Source organism: Chitinophaga sp. 180180018-3 (genome assembly GCF_037893185.1).
In the GTDB taxonomy this organism is placed as follows: domain Bacteria; phylum Bacteroidota; class Bacteroidia; order Chitinophagales; family Chitinophagaceae; genus Chitinophaga.
In genome coordinates this window covers 7,099,288-7,123,997 of record NZ_CP140772.1, presented here as the reverse complement: position 1 = coordinate 7,123,997, position 24,710 = coordinate 7,099,288, and the positions used below count along the sequence as shown (strand labels likewise).

General features: G+C 45.5%; 26 protein-coding genes. 23 read left to right on the top strand and 3 right to left on the bottom strand.

Annotation, left to right across the window (positions count from 1 at the left end; translation table 11 throughout):
* The first annotated feature begins 30 nt into the window (after nucleotides 1-30).
* The 19 genes from UNH61_RS28000 to UNH61_RS27910 all read left to right on the top strand — a co-directional run bounded on the left by UNH61_RS28000 (nucleotide 31) and on the right by UNH61_RS27910 (nucleotide 17,470).
* On the top strand, nucleotides 31-462 hold the full coding sequence (locus tag UNH61_RS28000) for a hypothetical protein (RefSeq protein WP_326995307.1): 432 nt from the start codon (nucleotides 31-33) through the stop codon (nucleotides 460-462).
* 64 nt (nucleotides 463-526) lie between these two features.
* A complete protein-coding gene (locus UNH61_RS27995; protein WP_326995306.1) occupies nucleotides 527-1,666 on the top strand; it encodes a glycosyltransferase in 1,140 nt (379 codons plus the stop codon).
* A gap of 30 nt (nucleotides 1,667-1,696) precedes the next feature.
* Nucleotides 1,697-2,044, top strand: coding sequence for a gliding motility protein GldC (gene gldC, locus UNH61_RS27990; protein WP_326995305.1), 348 nt, complete (start codon nucleotides 1,697-1,699; stop codon nucleotides 2,042-2,044).
* Nucleotides 2,045-2,062: 18 nt separating this feature from the next.
* Nucleotides 2,063-2,515 (top strand): GatB/YqeY domain-containing protein, encoded by a 453-nt coding sequence (locus tag UNH61_RS27985; RefSeq protein ID WP_326995304.1) that lies wholly within the window; start codon nucleotides 2,063-2,065, stop codon nucleotides 2,513-2,515.
* A 73-nt stretch (nucleotides 2,516-2,588) separates the two neighbouring features.
* Nucleotides 2,589-3,131 (top strand): CvpA family protein, encoded by a 543-nt coding sequence (locus UNH61_RS27980; RefSeq protein ID WP_326995303.1) that lies wholly within the window; start codon nucleotides 2,589-2,591, stop codon nucleotides 3,129-3,131.
* Nucleotides 3,132-3,202: 71 nt separating this feature from the next.
* The gene (locus UNH61_RS27975) at nucleotides 3,203-3,979 is read left to right on the top strand and encodes an alpha/beta hydrolase (protein WP_326995302.1); all 777 of its coding nucleotides are present in this window, start codon (nucleotides 3,203-3,205) and stop codon (nucleotides 3,977-3,979) included.
* Between the two features lie 115 nt (nucleotides 3,980-4,094).
* Nucleotides 4,095-4,754: a CBS domain-containing protein gene (locus UNH61_RS27970; protein WP_326995301.1), complete on the top strand. Its 660-nt coding sequence runs from the start codon at nucleotides 4,095-4,097 to the stop codon at nucleotides 4,752-4,754.
* Nucleotides 4,755-4,904: 150 nt separating this feature from the next.
* On the top strand, nucleotides 4,905-6,317 hold the full coding sequence (locus UNH61_RS27965) for a POTRA domain-containing protein (RefSeq protein WP_326995300.1): 1,413 nt from the start codon (nucleotides 4,905-4,907) through the stop codon (nucleotides 6,315-6,317).
* A 101-nt stretch (nucleotides 6,318-6,418) separates the two neighbouring features.
* Nucleotides 6,419-7,309: an NAD kinase gene (locus UNH61_RS27960; protein ID WP_326995299.1), complete on the top strand. Its 891-nt coding sequence runs from the start codon at nucleotides 6,419-6,421 to the stop codon at nucleotides 7,307-7,309.
* Nucleotides 7,310-7,464: 155 nt separating this feature from the next.
* Entirely contained in the window at nucleotides 7,465-8,331 is an 867-nt protein-coding gene (locus UNH61_RS27955; protein WP_326995298.1) for a DUF6089 family protein, read from the top strand.
* A 224-nt stretch (nucleotides 8,332-8,555) separates the two neighbouring features.
* Nucleotides 8,556-9,317: an isoprenyl transferase gene (locus UNH61_RS27950; protein ID WP_326995297.1), complete on the top strand. Its 762-nt coding sequence runs from the start codon at nucleotides 8,556-8,558 to the stop codon at nucleotides 9,315-9,317.
* Nucleotides 9,298-12,060: a POTRA domain-containing protein gene (locus tag UNH61_RS27945; RefSeq protein ID WP_326995296.1), complete on the top strand. Its 2,763-nt coding sequence runs from the start codon at nucleotides 9,298-9,300 to the stop codon at nucleotides 12,058-12,060. The genes UNH61_RS27950 and UNH61_RS27945 overlap by 20 nt, the downstream gene beginning before the upstream one ends.
* A 66-nt stretch (nucleotides 12,061-12,126) precedes the next feature.
* Nucleotides 12,127-12,642 carry an OmpH family outer membrane protein gene (locus UNH61_RS27940; protein ID WP_326995295.1) on the top strand — a complete coding sequence of 172 codons (516 nt, stop codon included), beginning with the start codon at nucleotides 12,127-12,129 and terminating at the stop codon, nucleotides 12,640-12,642.
* A 53-nt stretch (nucleotides 12,643-12,695) separates the two neighbouring features.
* Entirely contained in the window at nucleotides 12,696-13,205 is a 510-nt protein-coding gene (locus tag UNH61_RS27935) for an OmpH family outer membrane protein (RefSeq protein WP_326995294.1), read from the top strand.
* A 178-nt stretch (nucleotides 13,206-13,383) separates the two neighbouring features.
* Nucleotides 13,384-13,539 (top strand): 50S ribosomal protein L34, encoded by a 156-nt coding sequence (gene rpmH, locus UNH61_RS27930; RefSeq protein WP_012788729.1) that lies wholly within the window; start codon nucleotides 13,384-13,386, stop codon nucleotides 13,537-13,539.
* An 18-nt stretch (nucleotides 13,540-13,557) separates the two neighbouring features.
* The gene (locus UNH61_RS27925) at nucleotides 13,558-13,947 is read left to right on the top strand and encodes a ribonuclease P protein component (protein ID WP_326996174.1); all 390 of its coding nucleotides are present in this window, start codon (nucleotides 13,558-13,560) and stop codon (nucleotides 13,945-13,947) included.
* Between the two features lie 30 nt (nucleotides 13,948-13,977).
* A complete protein-coding gene (gene yidD, locus UNH61_RS27920; protein WP_326995293.1) occupies nucleotides 13,978-14,196 on the top strand; it encodes a membrane protein insertion efficiency factor YidD in 219 nt (72 codons plus the stop codon).
* 84 nt (nucleotides 14,197-14,280) lie between these two features.
* On the top strand, nucleotides 14,281-15,909 hold the full coding sequence (locus UNH61_RS27915; protein ID WP_326995292.1) for a S41 family peptidase: 1,629 nt from the start codon (nucleotides 14,281-14,283) through the stop codon (nucleotides 15,907-15,909).
* Nucleotides 15,910-16,084: 175 nt separating this feature from the next.
* Nucleotides 16,085-17,470, top strand: coding sequence for a Gfo/Idh/MocA family oxidoreductase (locus tag UNH61_RS27910; protein ID WP_326995291.1), 1,386 nt, complete (start codon nucleotides 16,085-16,087; stop codon nucleotides 17,468-17,470).
* 76 nt (nucleotides 17,471-17,546) lie between these two features.
* Here UNH61_RS27910 and UNH61_RS27905 read toward each other — a convergent pair whose 3' ends face one another.
* The gene (locus tag UNH61_RS27905) at nucleotides 17,547-18,152 is read right to left on the bottom strand and encodes a superoxide dismutase (RefSeq protein WP_326995290.1); all 606 of its coding nucleotides are present in this window, start codon (nucleotides 18,150-18,152) and stop codon (nucleotides 17,547-17,549) included.
* Nucleotides 18,153-18,454: 302 nt separating this feature from the next.
* On the opposite strand from UNH61_RS27905, the gene UNH61_RS27900 reads away from it, so the two are divergent.
* The 3 genes from UNH61_RS27900 to UNH61_RS27890 all read left to right on the top strand — a co-directional run bounded on the left by UNH61_RS27900 (nucleotide 18,455) and on the right by UNH61_RS27890 (nucleotide 20,788).
* Nucleotides 18,455-19,165, top strand: coding sequence for a LuxR C-terminal-related transcriptional regulator (locus UNH61_RS27900; RefSeq protein WP_326995289.1), 711 nt, complete (start codon nucleotides 18,455-18,457; stop codon nucleotides 19,163-19,165).
* 285 nt (nucleotides 19,166-19,450) lie between these two features.
* Nucleotides 19,451-19,660 (top strand): hypothetical protein, encoded by a 210-nt coding sequence (locus tag UNH61_RS27895; RefSeq protein ID WP_326995288.1) that lies wholly within the window; start codon nucleotides 19,451-19,453, stop codon nucleotides 19,658-19,660.
* A gap of 204 nt (nucleotides 19,661-19,864) precedes the next feature.
* Nucleotides 19,865-20,788, top strand: coding sequence for an SPFH domain-containing protein (locus UNH61_RS27890; protein WP_326995287.1), 924 nt, complete (start codon nucleotides 19,865-19,867; stop codon nucleotides 20,786-20,788).
* Here UNH61_RS27890 and UNH61_RS27885 read toward each other — a convergent pair whose 3' ends face one another.
* Nucleotides 20,789-21,226 carry a nucleoside deaminase gene (locus UNH61_RS27885; RefSeq protein ID WP_326995286.1) on the bottom strand — a complete coding sequence of 146 codons (438 nt, stop codon included), beginning with the start codon at nucleotides 21,224-21,226 and terminating at the stop codon, nucleotides 20,789-20,791.
* A 62-nt stretch (nucleotides 21,227-21,288) separates the two neighbouring features.
* Nucleotides 21,289-23,397 (bottom strand): NAD-dependent DNA ligase LigA, encoded by a 2,109-nt coding sequence (ligA, locus tag UNH61_RS27880; protein WP_326995285.1) that lies wholly within the window; start codon nucleotides 23,395-23,397, stop codon nucleotides 21,289-21,291.
* A 162-nt stretch (nucleotides 23,398-23,559) separates the two neighbouring features.
* On the opposite strand from ligA, the gene UNH61_RS27875 reads away from it, so the two are divergent.
* Nucleotides 23,560-24,282: an NUDIX domain-containing protein gene (locus UNH61_RS27875; protein WP_326995284.1), complete on the top strand. Its 723-nt coding sequence runs from the start codon at nucleotides 23,560-23,562 to the stop codon at nucleotides 24,280-24,282.
* Nucleotides 24,283-24,710: the final 428 nt, after the last annotated feature.

Here is a 24,710-nt window from a genome sequence, read left to right as displayed (position 1 = left end):
CTAATTTCAAATCTCCTTATAATTTGAAATATGTTATTGAAAGCCTGTCTGACTGCCTTATCAGCCTGCGTATTGCTGACTTTTACTTCCTGTAAGAAGAAGAAAGGGGACAACCCTGCACCTGGTACACAGGAAGAAACCCTGGCGTTCAATATGCCGGATGTTCAATTGAATAAGTATAACGTAGCGCAGGACAGCACTTACGGCTTAAAAGTGAACATTACTTCCCGGATGCCGGATAAGGGGGTGAAAGTGACGCTGAATGTAGCCACAGAAACCAATGTAATCCCCTTACCACAAGACGATATCGCCAACGTTACTACCACACCGTTTACTATTACATTGAAGCATCTGAAGCCTTTGAAAACCTATGCCGTAACAGTAACGCTGGCATCGGTAGGGAATCCGGCCAATGCGGCTCCTCCGCAGATTTTTTATCTTACCAATAAATCCTCCCAGTAAAAAACGGGGTCCCCCGATGCTAAAATTGCGTAGGTTTGCATGCTTGCAGACAAAGTAACCGTATATGCAAATCGCCGTTAATGCCGCCTGTTTAAGACAGGATACACCTGCAGATACCGGGAGGGTGGCCACTGAAATAATCCTGGCGATGTGCCGGCAGCAGCCGGGGCATCAGTTTACGCTTTTCTTTGATGGAGATGTACCTCCCGGGCTCACTTTTCCGGCGAATACCACCTCAGTGATATTGCCAAGAAGAGGTACCAGGGCATGGCATAACTACTGGTGGCTGGAATGGCAGCTGGTAGGGGCGATGAAGCCGTTTAAGCCCGACCTGTTTATTGGTCTCGATGGTACCCTGCCTTTACGCAGTAAAGTACCGGCGGTGCTATTAATCAGGGAGCTGGCCTTTCTCCGGGATGCCGGTCTGCAAACCCCGGTGCAGCAGCGGTCGTTGAAAAAACACCTGGCGCAGTACCTGGAGCGGGCCTGGAAAGTGGCAGTGCTGTCCGATACGCTTAATAAAGAACTGGTACGTTATGCGCCTGGTGTAACGGATAAGCTGTTGCGACTGAATACAGGTCTGAGTCAGCTGTATAAGCCGCTGGACTGGGAACAGCGGGAAGCCGTGAAGAAAACATGGGCTGCGGGAGCAGAATATTTCCTGGTTACCGCAAGCATACATCCACGGAATAATATTATGCCCGTATTGAAAGCTTTTTCCGCATTGAAAAAGCGTCAGCGTAGTAATATACGGCTGGTGCTGGCAGGAAATATAACAGCAGCCGGAGCAGAGATCATAAATTCCCTGCAGAGTTATAAATTCAGGCAGGATGTGGTGATAGTAGAGAATGCCAATGAGCAGGATCTGGCGGATCTGACCGGAGCGGCTTATGCACTCGTTTACCCAACACGTTTCGAAGGGCTGGCGCTTCCCATTTACGCAGCACATCGGTGCGGAGTGCCGGTAATTGCGATAGATAGTGAATTGGCGCAGGAAGCAGGTGGAGATGCGGTATTGTATGTAGATCCGACGAGTCAGGACGACCTGTCGGAGAAAATGAGCCTGTTGTACAAAGATGAACAGCTGAGATCCCGTTTACTGGCAAAGGCCGCGCCGGAAAGCCCCTATAGTAGCTGGGAACAGGCGGCGGCACAGCTCTGGGAACATGCAACTGGACAGGCATTTGCAAAAATCGCCAAATGATGGCTATTTTTGCGCTTTAATTGAAAAAACATGAGTAAGACATCTACGATAAAGATCCAGGTGGGTCTGGACGATCAGAAAGTGCCCGAATCAATAGAGTGGAGCGCTACAGATAATAAAGAAGAACGGATGATCAAGGCCAAAGGAATGATCGTATCTTTCTGGGATCCGGCCGAAAGAGCAGCGCTGCGTATTGACCTGTGGACCAAGGAAATGATGGTAGATGAGATGGCGGATTTCTTTTTCCAGACCATGATGACCATGGCAGATACATACGCCAGGGCAACTCCCTACAAGGACCAGGCAGATGATATACGTGCTTTCGCAAAGGATTTCTTTAAGAAATTCCAGGATAAGCAGGCCGCAGAAGGACAATAATCCATTAAACCTAACCATATGTCATTAGAAGTAAATATCAACGCAGGCATCAAGGCTGCGATGCTGGGGAAAAAAGAGGCTGAGCTGAGAGGGTTACGTGCCATCAAAGCTGCTATCCTGGTGGCTAAAACTGCGGAAGGCGCCTCTGGCGAACTGACAGAAGCAGATGAAACCAAGCTGTTGCAGAAACTTGCCAAACAGCGTAAAGATTCCCTGGAGATTTTCCGTACCCAGAACCGTGAAGACCTGGCTAAGAAAGAAGAAGAAGAGCTCGAGGTGATCGAGAGATTCCTGCCTAAACAAATGAGTGAGGCTGAATTACGTACAGCCATTACAGATATTATTGCATCAACAGGAGCCAGCTCACCTGCCGATATGGGCAAGGTGATGGGCGCAGCAACCAAACAACTGGCCGGAAAGGCAGATGGCAAAGCCATCTCCGCCCTGGTGAAAGAGCTGCTCAGTAAATAGCATTTACCGGTGCCGGATAATATTTTACCGATATAACGGTTTCAGGCACCGGTAAATTCCCTATATTTCTATCATGTCTATAGACGTTATTTTTGCTATTATCATGGTGTTTGCCCTGTACAGGGGCTATACAAGAGGGTTGATAGTAGCGATATTTTCGCTGGTAGCAGCTATACTGGGACTGGCGGCAGCACTGAAACTATCGGCGGTAACTGCATTGTATGTTCAGCAGCATTGGGATATGCATTCCCGATGGCTACCCGTTCTCTGCTTTATTATTCTGTTCCTGGGCGTGATATTGCTTGTCAGGCTGGGAGCCAGCGCATTGCAGAAACTGGTGGAAATGGTGATGCTGGGCTGGTTGAACCGGCTGGGTGGCATACTCCTGTACAGCATTATATTTATAATAATTTACAGCGTATTATTATGGATGGCCAACCAGGCATACCTGCTGAGCCCTGGAACCAAGCAGCAGTCTGTTGTGTATCCATATATCGAGCATATCGGCCCCTGGGTACTGGATCATATGGGAACCATTATACCTGTTTTTAAGGATATGTTCGCCCAATTACAATCTTTTTTTGAGACAGCAGCCCGGCATATTCAGCCTGGTTAACTCGTTTCAAAGATTATTTAGATTAATAAAAAGAATTATTTTAGCGTAAAATTGACTTTCAAGATTTGGCAATGGATTACGAAATCAAAACACAGGGTAAGTTTAATTACATAGAAGAAGGAGAAGGAGAACCGTTGGTATTATTGCATGGACTTTTTGGTGCCTTGAGTAATTTCTCGCACATGATCGAGTATTTCCGGCAGTATAACAAGGTTGTGATCCCGATGTTACCGCTGTATGATTTAAACATCCTCGAAACATCAGTAGGAGGGCTCGCCAAATTTGTGCATAAATTTGTTGAGGCGAGAGGATACCAGGAACTGCATTTACTTGGTAACTCCCTGGGTGGTCATGTGGCGCTTACATACCTGTTGAAACATCCCGAAGCACCTGTTAAGTCGCTGATCCTGACCGGGAGCTCAGGACTGTTTGAAAACGGAATGGGTGAAACCTATCCTAAACGGGGAGATTACGAGTACATACGCAAAAAAGCCGAGCTGACCTTCTACGATCCGAAAATGGCTACAAAGGAACTGGTAGATGAAATGTTCGAGATCGTAAATAACCGCCTCAAGGTGATCAAGATCATCACGCTTGCAAAATCTGCCATCCGCCATAATCTGGGAGATGAACTGAAAGATATTAAACAGCCTACACTGTTGATCTGGGGTATGAATGATACCATTACTCCACCTATGGTGGGAGAAGAGTTCCAAAAACTTATACCTAATTCTGAACTGCAGTTTATTGATAAGTGCGGACACGCGCCTATGATGGAAGTTCCCGACGAGTTTAATAAGATCCTGCATGCTTTCCTGGAGAAACTGAAACTGCAACCTGCTAATTAAAAAAAGAGGCCGATCTGCCTGGCAGCTGCACCCAAAGGTGGGCTGATCCTGCGTATATGTAATTTCTTTTTCTTTTGGCATATTCTTTACTATTATTGTATAAGAATAGACGAAAATGATTGCCAGAGAACTCATATCTTCAATACCTGCCCTGCATCCTTCAGATGCGGGTTCCAAGGCACTGCGTCTGATGAATGAATATCATCTGACGCAACTTCCTATGGTAATAGATAGCAAATACCTGGCCCTGGTAGAGGAAGATGATATCCTGGACCTGGAAGATCCGGAGGTTCCCCTCGAATCAATGGAGTACAATGGGACCCGTCCGGCTGTCATGGAATATGCGCATCTTTTTGAAGCACTTAAACTCTTCTACGATTTCAAATTGTCAGTGTTGCCTGTCGTTACCAAAGAAAACGAATACCAGGGCATCATCACAAAAGATACGTTGCTGGCTGCACTGGCAACCTATAACGGAGTGAAGGAACCCGGCGGTATCCTTGCTTTTGAGGTAGAGCCGCGCGACTACGCCCTGAGTGAAATCGCCCGTATTGCCGAATCTAACGACGTAACACTGCTGAGTGTGAACACCATTACCAACCCTGCCACAGGTAAACTGGAAGTGGTATTGAAAACCAACCGCCAGGAATTGCAAGGCCTGGTGGCCACTTTCGAGCGCTTTAATTACGTTATCAAATATATTTTTGCGGAAGAGCCTGAAGAAGAAGGGCTCAAAAAGAATTACGACTTGTTGATGAATTACATCAGCATGTAGAAAGAATTAAGAAATAACGGGAAGACCTTAGCAGGTAATTGTAATGATTAATCGCTAAGGTCTTCCCGTTATTTCTTAATTCTTCTTTCCTGATTCTTAATGCTTATATTTGGCTATTGTCAACGCTTTTAAAATGCTTTAAGAACCTACATGCTGAGATGCTGTTTCCGCCTGCTGGCTGTAATCTGCCTGGTGGGATTGTTGTTACCTGAAATTGTGGAAGGACAGTCTGTACCTGCAAAGGATAGCAGCTACCTGGTGGTGCGCAATATCATTATCCTGGGAAATAAACGCACCCGGACTTCCGTGGTATTGCGGGAAATCAGTACTGTGCCCGGAGATACAGTACGCCTGCAGGATCTGGCAGCTACACTGGAAGAACGTCGTAAGCAACTGCTGAACACCTCTCTCTTTCTGAATGTTACCGCGAATGTTAAGAATTGGGAAGGTAACCAGGCCGACCTCGTGTTTGAGGTTTGGGAAAGATGGTATACGTTCGCTTTTCCTATCTTCAAGCTGGCCGACAGGAACTTTAACCAGTGGTGGGTAGAGAAAAAACGAAGCTTAAATCGTCTTAATATAGGCGTTACCGGCACCCAGGGGAATCTGACCGGCCGCAACGATGAACTGAATGCAACTATACAGTTCGGCTATACGCAGCGTTTTGCCTTGCAGTACACACTTCCCTATATCGATAAACATTTCCGCCACGGCCTTGGTATATTGCTGGCATATAATCGTAACCGCGAAGTGAACGATAGTACCAGCCTGAATAAACAGCTGTTTTTCCGCAAAGATGATTTTCTCCGGCAGTTGTATGTGGTGGGGCTCAATTACAGCTACCGCCGCGCTATTAACGCCCGGCACCAGGTATTCCTCAATTATAACTATGAGAAAGTGGCCGATTCGGTAGCCGTCATTAATCCGGATTACCTGGGCAAAGGCCGTACGCACGTGAGTTTCCTCGATCTTGTTTACAGGTTCTCCTATATCAAAGCAGACAGCTGGGTATATCCTCTGAAAGGGTTCAGTTTATCGGCAGAATTCCGTAAACGCGGACTGGGCCCCTGGAACGATGTGGAAGATGTACAGTTTCGCCTGAGTACCGTCAAATACTGGGAGCTCCGCCCCAAAACTTTTTTTGCACTGGGCTTCCGTGGTATGGCCAAATTTGGCCCGGAGCAGCCTTATATTAACCGGCAGGCATTGGGGTATCGCGACGACTACCTGAGAGGACTGGAGTATTATGTAATAGACGGCACCAGCTTCGCCATATTGAAATCCACCCTTCGCCAGGAACTGGTGTCTTTTAAATTCAGACTTCCCATCGTACCAAAGAAATTCAGCTCCGTACCGGTACGTATCTTTGCTAAAGGCTATGGCGATGTCGGTTATGCATATAATAAATTTCCCGGCAACGGCTTCCTCGATAATCGCCTCCTTTATACCGGGGGCCTCGGTTTCGATATCGTAACATTCTATGACACCAGTCTTCGCATCGAGTACAGCTTTAACCAGTTAGGGCAAAAAGGCCTATTTTTGCACACCAGTATAGATATGTAAAACAGCTGCCGGCTGTTATCTTTTAGATATCTGTGCCGGTTAATTTTTTTAACAACAAACAGGCTGGCAGCCAGCGGCCGACAGCTAAAGCTATCTCTATTATGAAGGTTGCGTTATATAGCAGGGGATTTATTACAGAAGATATAGCTAATATTCGTTTGTTGCTGCAGGAGCTGCGGCAGGCGGAAATAGAAGCCATCCTCTACGAACCATTTTATCGTACGTTACAGCAACACATTTCTTTTGAAAAAACACCGGCAACATTTTCCTGCGCGGAAGACCTGCCGGGAAGGATCGACTTCCTCATGAGTCTTGGAGGAGATGGAACATTGCTGGATACGGTATGCTACGTGAGAGATACCAATATTCCTGTAATAGGGATCAATTTCGGGCGCCTGGGCTTCCTCGCCAGCATCGGTAAAGGTGAAATTCATGGCCTGGTTCAGGCGCTGCTGAACAGAACTTATATAGTGGATCAGCGTTCCCTCCTGCATCTGGATGCAAATATCCCTTTGTTCGGAGAGGTGCCTTATGCCCTGAATGAATTTACCATCCACAAAAAGGATACATCTGCGATGGTAAAAATCCATACTTATCTGAACGGGGAATTCCTTAATACCTATTGGGCCGACGGGCTGATTGTGGCTACTCCTACCGGCTCCACCGGATATTCTCTCAGCTGCGGCGGGCCTATCGTTTTCCCGGATGCCGGCAACTTCGTTATCACGCCGGTAGCTCCACATAACCTCAATGTACGACCTATCATTGTACCGAACGACAATGTCATTTCGTTCGAGGTGGAAGGCCGGAGTGATCAGTTCCTCTGTACCCTCGATAGCCGGATGGAAACAATCGATAATACCGTACAGCTGGCTGTGAAGAAAGAACATTTCAAAATCAGTCTGTTGCGACTAGACGACAGCAATTTCCTCCATACCCTGCGAAACAAGCTGTTATGGGGTATCGACGCCAGAAACATGATTAAAGTATAGAAATGTAAATTATATTGTTACATTTACAAATGTGTTGTCTGCTGATATTAATATAAATTATGCCCCATGAAGAAATCGTGTTATATCTGTAAGCATAATCGTCAGCTATACATTAAATAAATCCGGCATTTTAGCGTTTAAGTAGGACTGATTTTATGCTGAAACCTATTCAATACCCTCGATATCTTATTTTGTCATTGCTGTCACTGGCAGGTTGTCTGTTTGCAGAGCGTGCTGCCGCGCAGAACGAGCTGTCATACGTCGGGGAGCTGGGATTGTCGGTAGGGGCCGCGCATTATTTTGGCGACCTGAATACGACAGGAGCGCTGAATGCTCCTAAACCTGCTATTGGGGTTTATTACCGGAAATACCTGAATGATTATGTGGGCGTGCGTGTTCATGGCCGGTTTTTACAGCTTGGCTACTCGGATGCATACAGTAAAAACGAGTATCAGCGCCGCAGGAACCTGAGTTTCAATACGAATGTATGGGAACTGGCACTCCAGGGCGATTTTAATTTTTTCAAGTTTGAGCCGGGAAGTTTATATAGACGATTTTCTCCATATCTTACTGGCGGTGCCAGTATTTTTCACTTCAATCCCTACGCTTATCTTAATGGAACGAAGTATTTCCTGCAACCCCTTCGAACAGAAGGTCAGGGAACCGCTTTGTATCCGGATCGTAAGCCTTATAGCCTGGTATCCTACGCCTGGCTGATAGGGGGCGGGTTCAAATATAATATTTCAAAAAAAGTAAATGTGGGCTTAGAGGCGTTGTACCGGTTTACCCAAACGGATTATCTGGACGATGTGAGTACCACCTACGCCGGACTGGCAGCATTCCCGCCTTTGGCTAACGGGCAGCCTTCCGTGGCAGCTCAGTTGCAGGACAGATCGGGTGTTATGGGCACCCCTATTGGAGTACCGGGCCGGCAACGCGGAAACAGCCGCGACAAAGACCAGTTTATTACCCTGGAACTGACCATTAGTATCCTCTTTACTTCTTACCGTTGTAAATTTTAAATATCCGGAAAACAACTTTCTGCGGGTAGGCTCTCTATGCCTGCGAACCACCGTAACAGGTCTCCGAAATTGCTAAGATCCCCACTGGTATTGAATTCGCTGTTAAAACTACGTTAAAAGACCTCAATAAGCTTTGCCGCAAAAGTCATTACTCTATTTTTGTATCTTTGCACCCTTTTAGTGAAGTAAATCTGGTATAATCTGTTATAATACGCCTGACACAAATGAGTTTGAAGGACAAATTGGATCTGCAACGGTTACCACGCCATATAGCCATTATCATGGACGGGAATGGCCGTTGGGCAAAGGAGCGCGGACAAGACAGGCTGTACGGGCACCACGAAGGGGTAGAAAGTGTGCGTAATATCGTGACCACCTGTGCAGAGCTGGGAATAGGTTATTTGACCTTGTACGCATTTTCTACGGAAAACTGGGACCGGCCGGTTTACGAAGTTAATGGCATCATGGAATTGCTTGTAAACACCATCCGGATGGAGGTGAATACATTAAGTAAAAATAATATCCGACTGAGTGTAATTGGTGATATGGAAATGTTACCGCCACAATGCCAGTTGGAAATGGAGGAAGCTATTGCCCTTACCAGTCAGAATACGGGGCTTAATCTTATCATGGCGCTCAGCTATAGTGCAAGATGGGAAATTGTGAATGCTGCCAAAAAAATCGCTCAGGATGCAAAAAACGGTACCCTGGACCCACAGACTATTACTCAGGAGGTATGGGAAAAATATCTTTGTACCGCCGGACAGCCGGATCCTGAATTAATGATCCGTACCAGTGGAGAATGCAGAATCAGTAACTTCTTACTATATCAGCTGGCCTACGCGGAGCTATACTTTACAGATACCCGCTGGCCGGATTTCCGCAAAGAACATCTTTATCAAGCCATCTTAAATTTCCAAACCAGAGAACGGCGCTTTGGCAAAACAAGCGAACAAATTCAGCAGAATGAAGAAATTATTTCCTAAGGGCCTTCTGGCTATAGCATTATGTTGTGGTGCCGGCATTCGTGTATCTGCTCAGCAAAAAGATACCCTGCCTCCCACGCAACCGCCTGCTAATCCGCCCGCAATTTCTCCGACCATCCCAAGTGTTCCGCAACAATACGAGATTGCAGAAATCACCGTTGTCGGCACACAATACCTGGATAAGTCATTACTGCTGTCTCTTTCCGGGCTGAATGTAGGCGATAAAGTAACCTACCCCGGAGGTGACCAGTTCACTAAAGCAATTCAAAGCCTTTGGGCACAACGGTTGTTTGCCGATGTGACCATTTATGTAACCAAAATTGAAGGCAATAAAATCTGGCTCGAAATCGGGTTAACCGAAATGCCACGTATGTCGGCCTTTAATTTTAAAGGAATTAAGAAGACAGAAGCCGATGATATCACTACCAAAGCCAATCTGCGTAAGGGGAATGTTATCACGCAGGCCCTCAAACAGAATGTGATCGGGGTAGTACATAAATTCTATGCCGATAAGGGTTTTGGAAATGCTACTGTTCGCATTGAAGAAAGTGGCGATAGCAGTGCCGTAAACTCCCGTCATGTTACTTTCTATGTTAACAAAGGAAGTAAAGTTCGTGTAGAGGATATCAATATCGTAGGTAACTACAATATTCCGGATTCCAGGATCAAGAAAAAAATGAAGGGCACTAAAGAACGTTCCCGTTTTACGCTTCATCCGGATACGGAGCATGTTTATGTGGATTCTGCTGCCACCAAAGATGATTTCTGGCAAACCTACGGGTTCCTTCAGCCCAGCAGGGCCATCGAAAAGCTGGACCCCTATTTTCGCTTTAAGCTGTTCAGTTCTGCCAAATTCAACGAGAATAAATACATCGAGGATAAGGGGAAAGTAATGTCACTTTATAACTCCAGAGGTTACCGCGATGCGGTGATCGTAAGAGATACCACTTATAAGGTGCATAACCAGAATGTGAATATCGATATGCAGGTCGCCGAAGGTAAAAAGTACTACTTTGGTGATATCACCTGGAAAGGTAATACCCGTTATTCAGATTCCCTGCTGACCCGTATTCTGGGTATCAAGAAGGGAGATGTGTACAACCTCGAATTATTGGAAAAACGCCTGGGTAAACAAATGTCGCAGGAAGGTGGTGATATCACCAGCTACTATATGGACTATGGCTACCTGTTCTTCCAGATTGATCCGGTGGAAATTGGGATCCGGGGCGATACTATCGACTACGAAATCCGTATGCGTGAAGGGCCGCAGGCTACCATCAAGGAAGTACGTATTGCCGGTAACGAAAAAACCAACGAGCACGTAATTCGTCGTGAGTTGCGTACCATTCCCGGTGAGAAATTCAGCCGTCAGGATCTGATCCGTTCTAACCGTGAAATCGCTAACCTGGGCTTCTTTAACCCGGAAAAGATCGGAATGAACCCGGTACCTAATATGCAGGATGGTACGGTGGACATCGATTATACTGTAGAAGAAAAAGCAAACGACCAGCTGGAGTTATCTGCCGGATGGGGAGGTTATATCGGGTTGACCGGTACACTGGGTGTTACTTTCAATAACTTCTCTCTACGTAATATTTTCAAAAAAGAAACCTGGGATCCTTTGCCAAGTGGTGACGGACAGAAATTATCTGTTCGTGTGTCTTCAAACGGTAAAGCATACCGCTCTTATAACTTCTCTTTCACTGAGCCATGGCTGGGTGGAAAGAAGAGAAACCAGTTCTCTGTAAGCTTTTACAGCAGCTACCAGAATCCTTATGCGTACAATGATTATTACAAACGCATATACGGAGATACCAGTACTTCCACCAATGGTCACTTTAAAGTATTGGGTGCCTCTGTATCATTGGGTAAACAGCTGAAATGGCCGGACGATTTCTTCACCCTGATCTATTCAGTGAACTACCAACAGTATAAACTGAAAAATTATAACTATTTTGGGATCAGAGGTTTTGAGTCAGGTACTGCCAACAACATCAACTTTAAACTGACACTGTCACGTTCTTCTGTGGATCAGCAGATCTTCCCGAGAAGTGGTTCTAACTTCATGGTGTCTGCCCAGTATACGCCACCTTACTCCTTGTTCAATCCGGGGAAGGACTATACCAAGGAGCCGATTTCGGAACAGTTTAAGCTGATCGAGTACCAGAAATACCGCTTCAATGCAGAATGGTATGTACCGTTGAGTCGTCCGAGGGGCACAGATAACAAGACATTCGTGTTGAAAGTAGCTGCTAAATTTGGTTATATTGGCCGCTATAACAACCGTACAACGCTGTCGCCTTTTGGCAGGTTTGAATTGGGTGGTGATGGTCTGAGTAACTTTGCGATCTACGACCGCGATATCATCTCTCAGAGAGGTTATCCGGTGTATTATACTTCCAATCCGAGTGTGAATCCCGAGAACGGGCCGCAGCCGGCAGATTATTCCGGATTCACTGTATTCAACAAGTACGTGATGGAATTGCGTTATCCGTTCAGCCTGAACCCCAGCTCTACCATCTTTGGTCTGGCGTTCCTGGAAGCGGCAAATGGTTATAAGGATCTGAATGAGTACAATCCGTTCCGTTTGCGCCGTTCCGCAGGTATCGGTATGCGTTTCTATCTGCCGATGTTTGGTTTGCTTGGATTTGACTACGGTATTGGTTTCGATCGTCTCCAACCGGGTGGTGGTCTGAAAGATGCCGCTAAGTTTACCTTTATGCTCGGCTTCGAACCAGAATAATGTGAAAATAAATTATATATTGCAAGTTTAACTGTCGTTCAGTTTTGCAAAAAAATCTATTGTAGCATGAAAAAGATATTTATTACGGCCGCAGTGGTGCTGGGAATGGCCTTCACAGCAAGTGCCCAGCGTTATTGTGTGATAGATACAAAATATATCCTGGAAAGCATTCCTGAGTATAAAGACTCTCAGAAGAAGCTGGATGCCGTTGCAGAGCAGTGGCAAAAGGAAATTGATGCAAAATTTCAGGAAGTGGATAAAATGTATAAGTCTTACCAGGCCGAACAGGTAATGCTTACAGAGGAACTGAAACGCAAACGGGAAGACGAAATCGTGGTAAAGGAAAAAGAGGCAAAGGATTTGCAAAAGAAACGTTTCGGGTATGAAGGCGATCTTTTCAAAAAGAGAGAAGAGCTGGTAAAACCAATTCAGGACAGGATCTATAATGCAGTGCAGAAGCTTTCTGCAAGCAGAATGTATGATTTTGTACTGGATAAGGCTGGTGGAGCCACTGTAATTTTCTCTGATCCTAAACTGGATAAAAGCGAAGAAATACTGAAATCTCTCGGAGTGAAAAAGTAACTTGTACCTATTTTTTAACTGATATTTAAATTTTTTTAAACACAGACAACATCATGAAGAAGTACGTAATTATTGCTTTTGTGGCGGTTACCGGTTTGTTCAGCATGCAATCAATGGCGCAGTCCAAAGTAGCGCATATCAATGCACAGGCGCTGATAGCTGCAATGCCAGAGGCAAAGAAAGCCGAAACAGATCTGCAGACATTTGCTCAGAGTCTGGAAGGTGAAGGCAAAGCTATGGTGGATGAGTACACTACAAAAATGAAGGATTTCGACAGCAAAGCTGCCACTATGACCGACAATATGAAAGAAATTAAAGGTCGCGAAATTCAGGATCTCCAGAAACGTATCCAGGACTACCGTGATGCTGCTGAACAGAAAGTGCAGGGCAAACAGGCAGAACTGCTGAAACCTATCTATGATAAGGCTCGTAAAGCTATCGAAGATGTAGCAAAAGAAAAAGGTTATGGCTATGTAATCGATAACTCCAGCAACCTGCTGCTCGTTTCTCCGGCTTCTGACGATATCTTACCGGCAGTAAAGGCTAAACTCGGTATTAAATAATTTATTTTATTAATACATAAAGGTGGAATGCGATGGGAATTGCATTCCACCTTTATATTTCAGGATATTTGGATTTTAATTTTACTTTTCAAAAATTTTCTGCTACCTTTGCCTTCCGTTTTAAAAATTATCCTTTAATCCGGGAGTTTTAGTAGTACAGGTAAAAACAAAAAAAGAAATGAAACGTACTTTTCAACCGCATAACAGACGCAGAAAGAGCGTTCACGGCTTCAGAAAGAGAATGGAAACTGCCAATGGCCGTAAAGTATTGGCTTCCCGCAGGGCTAAAGGTCGTAAGAAGCTGACTGTATCTGACGAGCGTAAGCTGAAATAATTATAGTAGCTAAATACTATTGCCATAAAAACTTATTCTTTTAGAAAGGAAGAAAGGTTAAAAAGCAGAAAACTTATTGAAACGCTTTTTCGTGAAGGAAAAGCGTTTTCTGTTTTTCCATACCGGGTGATATATATGCCTCTGAAAGAACAGGGCAATTCCCCGGTACAGGTGGGTTTTAGCGTCGCTACCCGCCGTTTCCCCCGCGCAGTAGACCGTAACCGCATCAAACGCCTGGGACGCGAAGCCTGGCGCCTGCAAAAGCAGGAACTCTATGATCACCTGAAAATCCAGTCGCGACAGCTGGCGGTTTTTCTCATCTATACCGACAAAAAAATCCCCGATTTTTCTACCCTGCAAGGCAAAATTTCGGTAATTTTAAAGAAGCTACTGACGACTGCCGGCTAGCTGCCGGCGGCTAAAAGCTGGAGGTGTTTTATGCGTTGGCTGAGTTATCCTTTTATTTTCCTGATAAAAATCTATCAATGGTTCATTTCGCCCCTGTTGGGTAGTAAATGCCGGTATACGCCCACCTGTTCCCAATATGGGCTGGAAGCATTCAAAAAATATGGCCCTTTCAAGGGAGGGTATCTTACCATAAAACGTATTTTATCGTGCCATCCCTGGGGAGGGCACGGATACGACCCGGTTCCCTGAGCCATCGCCAGCTTTAATTATTCACTTTACACACTCGTTTGCATGCGTGCTTTTTTTAGTAAGAGAAGAAAATTGACAGCAGCTATGCTGTTGCTCCTTATAGCCACCGGGATTTTCGCTTTTAACGAAAATGACCGTTACTTTCAGATCGCTAAAAACCTGGATATATTTGCCGCCTTTTACCGCGAACTGAATACGTATTACGTGGATGATCTGTCGCCCGAAAAAGTGATGCATAAAGGCATTGAGGCAATGCTGGAGGAAACGGATCCATTCACCGATTTTGTTTCCGAGGAAAATCTGGACGACCTGAAATTCATGGCCACCGGGAAATATGGCGGGGTAGGAGCCTCTATCAATACCAATGGCGACTGGACCGCTATCACCGATGTATACGAAGGCAGTCCGATGGATAAGGCAGGTGTGAAGCCTGGTGATATCATTGTGAGTATGGACGGGAAATCCATTAAGAATATGCCCCAGGATGATGTAAGTAAGCTGCTGAAGGGCGCAGCCGGCACGCCTATCAACATGGTATTCCGCAACCCGGTCAGTGGTGTGGAAACCCCGAAGAAGATCGTCCGTGAAGAAATTAACGTAAAAGCAGTTAGTTACGCCGGTATAGTGAAGAATGATATCGGATATATCCGGATGACCCAATTCACAGAGAACAGCGGCAGTATGGTGCGCAAAGCATTTGAACAGCTGAAGCAGTCGAACCCCGCCATGAAAGGCCTCATTCTTGATCTGCGCGGTAACCCGGGGGGCCTGCTGGATGAGGCGGTGGTAGTGGCGAATATTTTCGTAGACAAGAACAAACTCATTGTCAGTACCAGAGGGAAAGTAAAGAACTGGGATCGTAATTATGAAACTACAGATCAACCGGTAGATACACACCTGCCCCTGGCTGTGCTCACCAATCACTCTTCTGCATCTGCATCAGAAATTGTGGCCGGCAGCATACAGGATCTCGACAGAGGACTGGTTATAGGCCAGCGTTCCTATGGTAAAGGGCTGGTACAAACTACCCGTCAGCTGCCTTATAATACGAAACTGAAGGTAACCACTGCCAAATACTATACGCCCAGCGGCCGTTGTATACAGGCAATCGACTACTCCCACCGCAACGATGATGGCAGCGTGGAATACGTGCCTGATTCTCTCCGCAAATCCTTCACTACTGCTGATGGCCGTTCTGTAAAAGATGGTGGCGGAATAGAGCCCGATGCAAAAGTGGACCCTACCTATATCAGTCAGGTAGCACTTACGCTGCTCAGGAAACAATTTATTTTCGACTACGCCACTACCTACTATTACAGCCATCCTCATATTGGAAATGCAGCTGGTTTCTCTTTGTCTGATGCGGATTTCGAAGATTTCGAACGATACCTTGAAAATAAAGACTACAGCTATAAAACCCGTAGTGAAGAAGCCCTGGAATCCTTCAAGACCACTGCTAAGAAAGAAAAATACTATGATGCGGTAGCCGCAGAGCTGGAGCAGCTGGAAACTAAAATGAAACACGACAAAAAGCAGGATCTGCTGAAGAATAAAACAGAGATAAAACGCCTGTTGGAAGAAGAGATTGTTAATCGTTATTATCTGCAAAAAGGCCGTATCACAAGATCCCTTGAATGGGACAATGATATCAATACTGCTGCGAATCTGCTGCATAGTCCGGTTAAGTACAAACAGTTGCTTACAAAGAATTAAGAATATAGAATGAAGAATTAAGAAACGGAGCGGAGATCTCAGCGAGTATTTTATCCTCTGAGATCTCCGCTCCGTTTCTTAATTCTTCATTCTATATTCTTAATTCTTTTTTCTCGTTTATTGTTTTTATTTTGAGAGCCTCTGTTATCATTTTTTCAACCTAAAGAGGTTAATCATGCCAGTAAATTCCAATGACGGATCCCGCCGGGGCTTTATCAATAAAGTTGCCAAAGGGGTAGTAGGCGCATCGTTGCTGCCAAGCATTCTGACTGCTGCCGATAAGAAAAGAAATATTCAATCACTTTCCCGCCTGAATGAGAAATACAGTGCCAATGACCAGATACAGGTAGCATTGATTGGTGCTGGTGGTATGGGTACTGCTGATGCCAATACGGCGATTACGGTGCCTGGTGTTAAGCTGGTGGCTGCCTGCGACTTATACGACGGACGCCTCGCGGATGCCAAAAAGAAATGGGGTAATGATATTTACACTACCCGCAGTTATCAGGAAATCCTGGAAAGAAAAGACATTGATGCGGTAATTATTGCCGTGCCTGACTTCTGGCATAAAGATATTTCCGTAGCAGCGATGAATAAGGGCAAATCGGTATACTGCGAAAAGCCGATGGTGCACGATATCACCGAGGCTCCGGCTGTAGTGGAAGCGCAGCAACGTAACGGAAAAGTGGTATACCAGGTGGGCAGTCAGGGTATGAGCTCCCTGGGTAACGAAAAAGCCTGCCAGCTGCTGAAAGATGGCGCCATTGGTAAATTGAACTATGCAGAAGGATTCTGGGCACGTATGTCGCCTACAGGAGCCTGGCAGTATCCAATTCCGGCTGATGCCTCAACTAAAACGGTAGATTGGGAAGCATACCTGAAAAATGCTCCCAAGAGAAGCTTCGACCCTTTACGCTTTTTCCGCTGGCGTAACTACAGGGATTACGGAACCGGTGTTTCCGGAGATCTCTTTGTACACCTCTTCTCCAGCCTGCACCTGGTAACAGGTTCCCTGGGCCCTAATAAAGTAATGGCCACTGGTGGTTTGCGCTACTGGAAAGATGGAAGGGAAGTACCTGATATCATGCTGGGTATGTTTGATTATCCTGAAACAGAAATACACCCTGCTTTTAACCTCTCACTCCGCGTAAACTTTGTAGATGGTACCGGTGGAACCAATTACCTGCGTATGGTTGGAAGCGAAGGCTCTATGACTGTTGAGTGGGATAAGGTAACACTTTACCGTAACAAAAACGTGGTGGATGAAAATGACCCGCTGGCTGCCGCCAACGCTGCTGCTGCCAACAACGGGAAAACATATGCTTACCATCGGGCAGAAATGCTGCCTCCGGATACCACCATATATGAGGCAGAGAAAGGCTATAAAGGTGCTCACTTCGACCACTTCTACAACCTGTTCAATGCTATGCGTACCGGTGGAAAAGTTGCAGAAGATCCTACATTCGGTTTCCGGGCAGCAGCTCCGGCATTGCTCTGTAACGAGAGCTATTTCAATAATAAGATCATACATTGGGATCCGAAGAATCTCAAATTGGCTTAGTCTTTAGCTTTTGATAAAAATGCAGCGGAGATCACATAGTGTGATCTCCGCTGCATTTTTATCAAAGGCTAATAGCTTACTTCGCCGCTTCGTAGCGCTTTTCAACAGCTTTCCAGTCGATAACGTTCCAGAATGCCTTCAGATATTCAGGACGACGGTTCTGATATTTCAGGTAATAAGCATGTTCCCAAACGTCAACGCCCAGGACAGGTGTACCTTTCACTTCAGCTACATCCATCAACGGATTATCCTGATTAGGAGTAGAAGTAACTTCCAGTTTACCGTCTTTTACGATCAGCCATGCCCAGCCGGAACCGAAACGGGTAGCACCTGCTGTATTGAATTTCTCCTGGAATGCCTCAAAAGAACCAAATGCGCTGTTAATGGCTTCTGCCAGTTTACCGGAAGGTGTGCCGCCGGCATTAGGTGCCAGGCTTGTCCAGAAGAAACTGTGATTCCAGTGACCACCACCATTGTTCCTTACTGCAGGGCTGATTTTGCCAGCATTGGCAACCAGCTCTTCCAGTGACTTGTTCTCATTTTCAGTACCTGCTATCGCTTTGTTCAGGTTGTCAACATAAGCCTGGTGGTGCTTACCATGGTGAATTTCCATAGTCAGTTTATCGAAATTCGGCTCTAACGCATCTGTTGCGTAAGGTAAGCCCGGAAGTGTAAATGCCATAACTCAGTTTTTTATGGGTTTTAAAATAAGATTTCTTGACAGTCGCCAAATTTACTGCCAATCCGTTAAAATTTAGCCATTTAATTCTCCGGTTAGCAGGATAATAACACAGGGAATATCGCAAAAGGCTGCGAATACTGACAGTTAACGATTGAGGCCCCCTGAATTATGCAACAGAAAGGGCTTGATCATATGGAAAATTATTCTAAATTTACAATTACTCGGTTTAACAGGACGTAACATCGGACACATGAAATGTGTGCCGCTCAGTTGTTCCCTATTGTTTGTTTAAAAAGTATAGTATGCAGACAGGTTCGGACGCAGGGTCAGCGCTGCAATTTTCCCTCAATGCCTTACAGAAGGAAAATGAGCATTTAAAAAATCATGTCAACTGGCTGGAGAGCATTCTACATCATGTTCCGGCTATGATCTATAGCTATGATAACGATAACAAATCTGTCACCTGGTGTAATGATCGGCTGGCTGAAACAGTAGGCTTTTCCCGTACAGAGATGACTGGTATGGGCATGGAATTCTTCAGGCACATTATGCATCCGGATGATTTCAAGCTGGCTGCTGTAGCACAACAATCATTTATCAATAACAAAGCACAGTTTGGCGGGCTGGCGCGTATCAGGAAGAAAGGGGAGCTCGAGTATCGCTGGCTGCTTGGTCTGGAAGTTCCTTTTACGCACGATAAGAACGGACGTGTAGTGGAAATCATCTGCGCATTTCTGGATCTCACCAACGCGATGGATACAAATGTGCAACTTTCAGAAGCGTTGAATGAGATCATGCGCCGGCAGCATGAAAACCTGCTGAATAAACTCACCGCCAGAGAGAAAGACGTGCTGGCAATGGCTGTGAAAGGATTGAATAATAAGGAAATCGCTCAGTCACTGAGCCTGAGCCGTCATACGGTGGAAACACATAGAAAAAATATCCGGCTGAAACTCAAGGTGCGCAATACTTCCGAGCTGGTGGCCATTGCCCGGAAACTTGGTTTTGAGTAAACTGTAATACTATAAAGTATTATACTCCGATGGTGAGGATCACTGTTTTTAACCTTCATTTTTTTAGATAACTCATTATGCCATTGAATTATATTTTCCTGGTAATCAGGGTAAAAGAGAGGATTTTTGTTTGCTAAAAATCTGCTAAAAGTTATCTTTTTTTTCAAAAATACCCAATCTTGGGTATTGGCTCGTCTTTCAAACTCAACTAATTTAGTGACTTAAATATTACGCATGTTTTTTAAACATTCGATATGATTAACGGTTGAAACACCCCTATCTACTATGATAACCGAGGAAAGAGCATTTAATATTTTACAACTGGAGGAAACTGCAACCGCAGAGGAGATTGTAGCGCGTTATGAAGTGTTGAAAGATCAATACACGAAGATTAAAGATGAAACGGAAGATCTGAGAACACGGCTGGCCTACCAGTTAAAGCAAATCGAACTGGATGATGTATTTATTTACTTCAGAAGAAAGCAACGGATATAGTCTGAGCACCTGCGCTTTTACTGCGGGAACGTCTTTCGTGTAATACCAGCACCCTAAGGTTTTTATATATAGTGAACCAACAGACCCATTGCTGACCTGATAAGCAGCCAGGGTGCTGGAGAAACTTTCCATGATGGCAGGCGCAGAACCTATTGCCTTTATTTCATTATATTTAAGCCGAAATCCTACCTAAACTATTGTTATATGGGACCTTTTCTTGGTGTACTGATAGTACTGATCCTTATTGTGGTGCTATCCAGCTTTGTTACGGTGCAGCAGGGTAATATTGCTGTTACTACCATCTTCGGTAAATATAACCGGGTGTTGTATCCTGGTTTAAACTGGAAGATTCCTGTCATTGAAAAAGTTTTTAAAAGAATCTCTATCCAGAACAGATCCGTGGAGCTGGAATTTCAGGCAATTACTATCGATCAGGCCAATGTTTATTTTAAAGCGATGTTATTGTATTCTGTGTGGAATCAGGAAGAAGAAACCATTAAGAATGTCGCTTTTAAGTTCATGGACGACAGGAGCTTCATGCAGGCACTGGTACGTACTATCGAAGGTTCTATCCGTGGATTCGTGGCTACAAAAAGACAGGCAGAAGTATTGGGATTGCGGAGGGATATTACAGAACATGTAAAAGAGCAGATCGATAAAACCCTGGAAGAATGGGGATTTCACCTACAGGATCTGCAAATGAATGATATCACTTTTGATGAGGTGATCATGAAGTCGATGGCCCAGGTAGTTGCTTCGAACAACCTGAAAGCTGCCGCAGAAAATGAGGGGCAGGCCTTGCTGATCACCAAAACCAAAGCTGCAGAAGCGGATGGTAATGCCATCAAAATTGCAGCAGAAGCCGAACGTCAGGCTGCGCAGCTGCGTGGTATGGGGGTGGCTTTATTCAGGGAAGAAGTGGCTAAAGGTATGACCATGGCAGCTAAGGAAATGCAGCAGGCGAATCTTGATACCTCTGTAATTCTTTTCTCTATGTGGACAGAAGCCATCAAACACTTCGCTGAAAACTCCAAAGGGAATGTAATCTTCCTGGATGGCTCCTCTGAAGGCATGGAACATACCATGCACCAAATGATGGGAATGAATAAACTGACAGAAAAGAAATAACTATCGTCGCTGCTCAAAGAAAGTTTTCATCAATTGCAGACTTTCTTCCCTGCACGGACCGGCCTCCAGTTTTGTTTTCGGATGAAACGGGGACCGGTCGCCGGTAGACCGCCGGTAACTGTTTTTATCGTCCGGAGCCGCATATACAATCCTTCCGATTTTGCTCCAGTAAAGTGCGCCGGCGCACATCAGACAAGGCTCCACCGTCACATATAATGTAGCATCCATCAGATATTTGCTGCCCAGTGTATTGAATGCCGCAGTAAGCGCTATCATCTCTGCATGCGCCGTGCAATCGTTCAGGCGCTCTACATGGTTGTAACCCCGCCCTATTATACGTTCGTTCATTACTACTACAGCGCCGATGGGCACTTCTCCGTCTTCAAAGGCTTTGCGGGCCTCTGTCAGCGCCTGGCGCATAAAATGCTCGTCAGACATAACAGCTTTTAGTTTTTAGTCGCAGTTTCCGGAAGCACTGCTTCCGGAAACTAATATATTTTCTATTTGTTAATCATCGCCAGGAATTCATCTTCCGACAAGATCTTGATAGTATTGATCTTTTTGGCTTTTTCCAGCTTGCTGCCTGCATCGTCGCCCACCACGAGGTAGTTGAGTTTGCTGCTTACCCCACTCATAATTTTGCCTCCTTCCTGTTCTACCATTTCCTCTGCTTCGCTGCGTTTCAGTTTATGCAATGTGCCGGTGAACAAAAACGTTTGGCCGTTGAGGTTACCCGATACACTGGTAGCTTTTTTCGCATTCTCCATATTGATACCTAATGATGCCAGTTTTTGCAACATGGCTATGTTATCGTTGTTGGAGAAGAATAAACGGATGGAACCAGCCACTTTAGGGCCTATATCTTCCAGCGCCAGGATCTGTTCCTCGGTCCAGTTTTGCAGGTCCATGATATTAGTCACGGCATTGGCGAGCGTTTTGGCGGTGGTTTCACCAACGTAACGGATACCAAGTCCGAATATCAGCCGGTGCAGTGGTTGCGTTTTCGATTGCTCAATGGCGCTTTCGAGGTTGGTCAGCGACTTCTTCCCAAAGCCCTCCAGTGTGCCGATCTTTTCGAAGTCGAGTTCATAGATGCCCGGAATGTCTTTCAGTAAGCCCAGGGAGAAGAACTTCTTTACGTTGCTTTCACCGAAGCTCTTGATGTCCATGGCATCCTTGCTCACGAAGTGTATCATTCTTTCTACCACCTGCGCCTCGCAGTTGATATTGGTACAACGCCACACACTTTCGCCTTCGGGCTTCACCAGCTTATCGTTACATACCGGGCAATGGGTGGGGAATATGATTGTTTGTTCGCTGCCGTCCCGCAGGTCGGCAACGGATTTTACAATATAAGGGATTACATCACCGGCTCTTTCTACCAGTACGGTATCGCCCAGTTTCAGGTCTTTTTCCCGGATCACATCTTCATTGAACAGGGAAATAGAGCCTACCGTTACACCTCCGATGGGTACGGGGTCTATCTTCGCAACAGGCGTCACGGAGCCGGTGCGGCCTACCTGGAACTCCACGGCGCGCAGCTTACTGGTAGCCTGACGGGCCTTGAATTTATAGGCAATCGCCCAGCGCGGGTGATGCGTGGTCATACCCAGTTTGTCCTGCAGTTCGTAGTCGTTTACTTTGATGACCATGCCATCGATCTCGTACGGAAGATTATCTCTTTCTGTTTCAAACCACAGGCAATAATCGATCACTGCCTGGATCCCTTTCACTACTTTTTTCTCTTTAGCCGGGCTGCGGAAGCCAAGCGTGGAAAGCAGGTCCAGCGTGCCGCTATGGGTAAGGAGTGCTTCTGGTTCCGTTTTGCCGGCATCCATCGTATGATAGCTCATATGATACAGAAAAGCTTCCAGCCCCCGTTTGGCCACTTCGTTAGGGTCCACCATGCGCAATGAGCCGGATGCTGCATTGCGGGGATTGGCCAGGGGAGGGAGATTCTCGGCGATACGCTTATCATTGAATGCTTTGAAAGTGTTTTTATTGATCAATACTTCCCCGCGTATCTCTATCTGGTGTATACCGTATTTGGAGAATTTGGCCGACAACGGAATTGACCTGATCTGCCGGATATTGGTAGTGATATCTTCGCCGGCAACACCGTCGCCCCGGGTGGCACCCCGGGAGAGTTGGTCATTTTCATATATCAGGGAAATACTAGCCCCGTCGAATTTAGGTTCTATACAATATTCTATTTCATGCAGGCCGGAACTTTCCCGCGCTTTCCTGTCCCAGTCGAGCAGGTCATCTGCATTATAGGAGTTTTCCAGGCTTAACATCGGTACCAGGTGTTGTACCGTAACAAACTCCTTGGTCAGCCCCTGTGCTACGCGCTGGGTAGGAGAGTCCGCTGTCACCAGCTCCGGATGTTCCTGTTCCAGCTTCTTCAGCCAGGCAAACAACTGGTCGTATTCGTAATCACTGATCACCGGGTCGCTTTGTACATAGTAACGCCAGTCGTTATAGCTGATAACACGGCGTAATGCATCCAGGGTTTCATCAATGTTACTGAGCAGTTGCTGTTGTGGCAGGTGACTGAGCAGATCCTTGGCCAGCTGCGTCAGGGTTATTTCTATCTCCTTTGTATACATAGTAGTAAAACTGAACCGTAAATTTAAACTTATCTTTCAGGTTAGGGAGGGCTGTCTGAAAAAATCAGTATTTTTTTGTTTTAAATATGCTTTTTTTTTCTTTCATTTGAATGTAGATCCGCGTAATCATTAAAGTCGGTTTACTGTAATTCCACGTTCCTTATGATTTCTTCTGTTTACACCAAAAACATCAACACGCACCTTGTTGAAATAAAGGACTATTTCAAAGTCGCCATTTCGGTTGACTGTGTCATTTTCGGATTCAATAACGATGAACTGAAAGTACTCCTGATCAAATCTGACCTGAAAGAATTCAAAGGGAAATGGTCGCTGCTGGGTGATATCGTGCGCCCCGATGAAGAGTTGGATGCTGCAGCTTATCGCGTACTGAAAGACCGGACAGGGCTGGAAAACCTGTACATGGAGCAGGTACAGACCTTCGGAGAAGTTCAGCGTCATCCTGCGGGAAGAGTGATCACCGTGGCGTATTATTCTCTCGTCAATATCGCTCATGTGGAATTAAAGCTCAGCAACAACGAACTGCACTGGCACAGCGTTAAAGAGGTGAAAGAAATGGCCTTCGATCATAAACAGATCCTGGATACCTGCCACGAGCGCCTGAAACAACAGGTGATGGTACAACCAATAGGCTTCAACCTGTTACCCCGGAAGTTCTCCCTCCGTGAACTACAAAACCTTTATGAAGCGATCCTGGATATGGAACTTGACCGCCGTAACTTCAGAAAGAAGTTCCTGTCGATGGACCTGCTGCTGGATCTGAATGAAGAAGAGGCAGACGTACCTCACCGGCCGGCCAGGTTATACAAGTTTAATTTCGACAAGTACGAGCAACGCAAGAAGCGCTATCTGGGCATCGGCTTCTGATAGCCGCCACTGTAGCAGTTTTCTATCTCCCGACCGCCATAAATTTACAGCTGATTTTCCCTGGAACCCTTTGCAGTAAAGGGAATCCGGCCGGACCGCTTTCTCCATATCCCATCCTGTTAATTTTCTACAGAAAAAGAAAAAAAAGTTTGTTTTTAACAAAAATTTAAGTAAGATTGTGTAAGATATACACATCCTATAAAGCAATATTTTTTAAACAGGACAAAACCAAAATTACCAGACTATTTCGCTGAAGTTTTTTTTCGTTTGTTTATTGCCGTATGTAGAAAAATTCCAATAAAAAAGTTTGAATAACTAGAAAATCATTATATAGTTTGATTTTATAGTTCCACGTTATGAAACATAAGACTGCGAAGCATTACTGCCTTGTGTCTTTACTATTATCTTTCCCTTGTGCAGACGATGTA

Coding starts and splice junctions, on each gene's coding strand:
- UNH61_RS27980 (WP_326995303.1), top strand. CDS start 2,589: ATGTCTATAGACGTTATTTTTGCTATTATCATGGTGTTTGCCCTGTAC.
- gldC (WP_326995305.1), top strand. CDS start 1,697: ATGAGTAAGACATCTACGATAAAGATCCAGGTGGGTCTGGACGATCAG.
- UNH61_RS27960 (WP_326995299.1), top strand. CDS start 6,419: ATGAAGGTTGCGTTATATAGCAGGGGATTTATTACAGAAGATATAGCT.
- UNH61_RS27995 (WP_326995306.1), top strand. CDS start 527: ATGCAAATCGCCGTTAATGCCGCCTGTTTAAGACAGGATACACCTGCA.
- UNH61_RS27955 (WP_326995298.1), top strand. CDS start 7,465: ATGCTGAAACCTATTCAATACCCTCGATATCTTATTTTGTCATTGCTG.
- UNH61_RS27940 (WP_326995295.1), top strand. CDS start 12,127: ATGAAAAAGATATTTATTACGGCCGCAGTGGTGCTGGGAATGGCCTTC.
- UNH61_RS27965 (WP_326995300.1), top strand. CDS start 4,905: ATGCTGAGATGCTGTTTCCGCCTGCTGGCTGTAATCTGCCTGGTGGGA.
- UNH61_RS27970 (WP_326995301.1), top strand. CDS start 4,095: ATGATTGCCAGAGAACTCATATCTTCAATACCTGCCCTGCATCCTTCA.
- UNH61_RS27975 (WP_326995302.1), top strand. CDS start 3,203: ATGGATTACGAAATCAAAACACAGGGTAAGTTTAATTACATAGAAGAA.
- ligA (WP_326995285.1), bottom strand. CDS start 23,397: ATGTATACAAAGGAGATAGAAATAACCCTGACGCAGCTGGCCAAGGAT.
- yidD (WP_326995293.1), top strand. CDS start 13,978: ATGCGTTGGCTGAGTTATCCTTTTATTTTCCTGATAAAAATCTATCAA.
- UNH61_RS27900 (WP_326995289.1), top strand. CDS start 18,455: ATGCAGACAGGTTCGGACGCAGGGTCAGCGCTGCAATTTTCCCTCAAT.
- UNH61_RS27945 (WP_326995296.1), top strand. CDS start 9,298: ATGAAGAAATTATTTCCTAAGGGCCTTCTGGCTATAGCATTATGTTGT.
- UNH61_RS27895 (WP_326995288.1), top strand. CDS start 19,451: ATGATAACCGAGGAAAGAGCATTTAATATTTTACAACTGGAGGAAACT.
- UNH61_RS27985 (WP_326995304.1), top strand. CDS start 2,063: ATGTCATTAGAAGTAAATATCAACGCAGGCATCAAGGCTGCGATGCTG.
- UNH61_RS27915 (WP_326995292.1), top strand. CDS start 14,281: ATGCTGTTGCTCCTTATAGCCACCGGGATTTTCGCTTTTAACGAAAAT.
- rpmH (WP_012788729.1), top strand. CDS start 13,384: ATGAAACGTACTTTTCAACCGCATAACAGACGCAGAAAGAGCGTTCAC.
- UNH61_RS27905 (WP_326995290.1), bottom strand. CDS start 18,152: ATGGCATTTACACTTCCGGGCTTACCTTACGCAACAGATGCGTTAGAG.
- UNH61_RS27950 (WP_326995297.1), top strand. CDS start 8,556: ATGAGTTTGAAGGACAAATTGGATCTGCAACGGTTACCACGCCATATA.
- UNH61_RS27890 (WP_326995287.1), top strand. CDS start 19,865: ATGGGACCTTTTCTTGGTGTACTGATAGTACTGATCCTTATTGTGGTG.
- UNH61_RS27885 (WP_326995286.1), bottom strand. CDS start 21,226: ATGTCTGACGAGCATTTTATGCGCCAGGCGCTGACAGAGGCCCGCAAA.
- UNH61_RS28000 (WP_326995307.1), top strand. CDS start 31: ATGTTATTGAAAGCCTGTCTGACTGCCTTATCAGCCTGCGTATTGCTG.
- UNH61_RS27875 (WP_326995284.1), top strand. CDS start 23,560: ATGATTTCTTCTGTTTACACCAAAAACATCAACACGCACCTTGTTGAA.
- UNH61_RS27910 (WP_326995291.1), top strand. CDS start 16,085: ATGCCAGTAAATTCCAATGACGGATCCCGCCGGGGCTTTATCAATAAA.
- UNH61_RS27935 (WP_326995294.1), top strand. CDS start 12,696: ATGAAGAAGTACGTAATTATTGCTTTTGTGGCGGTTACCGGTTTGTTC.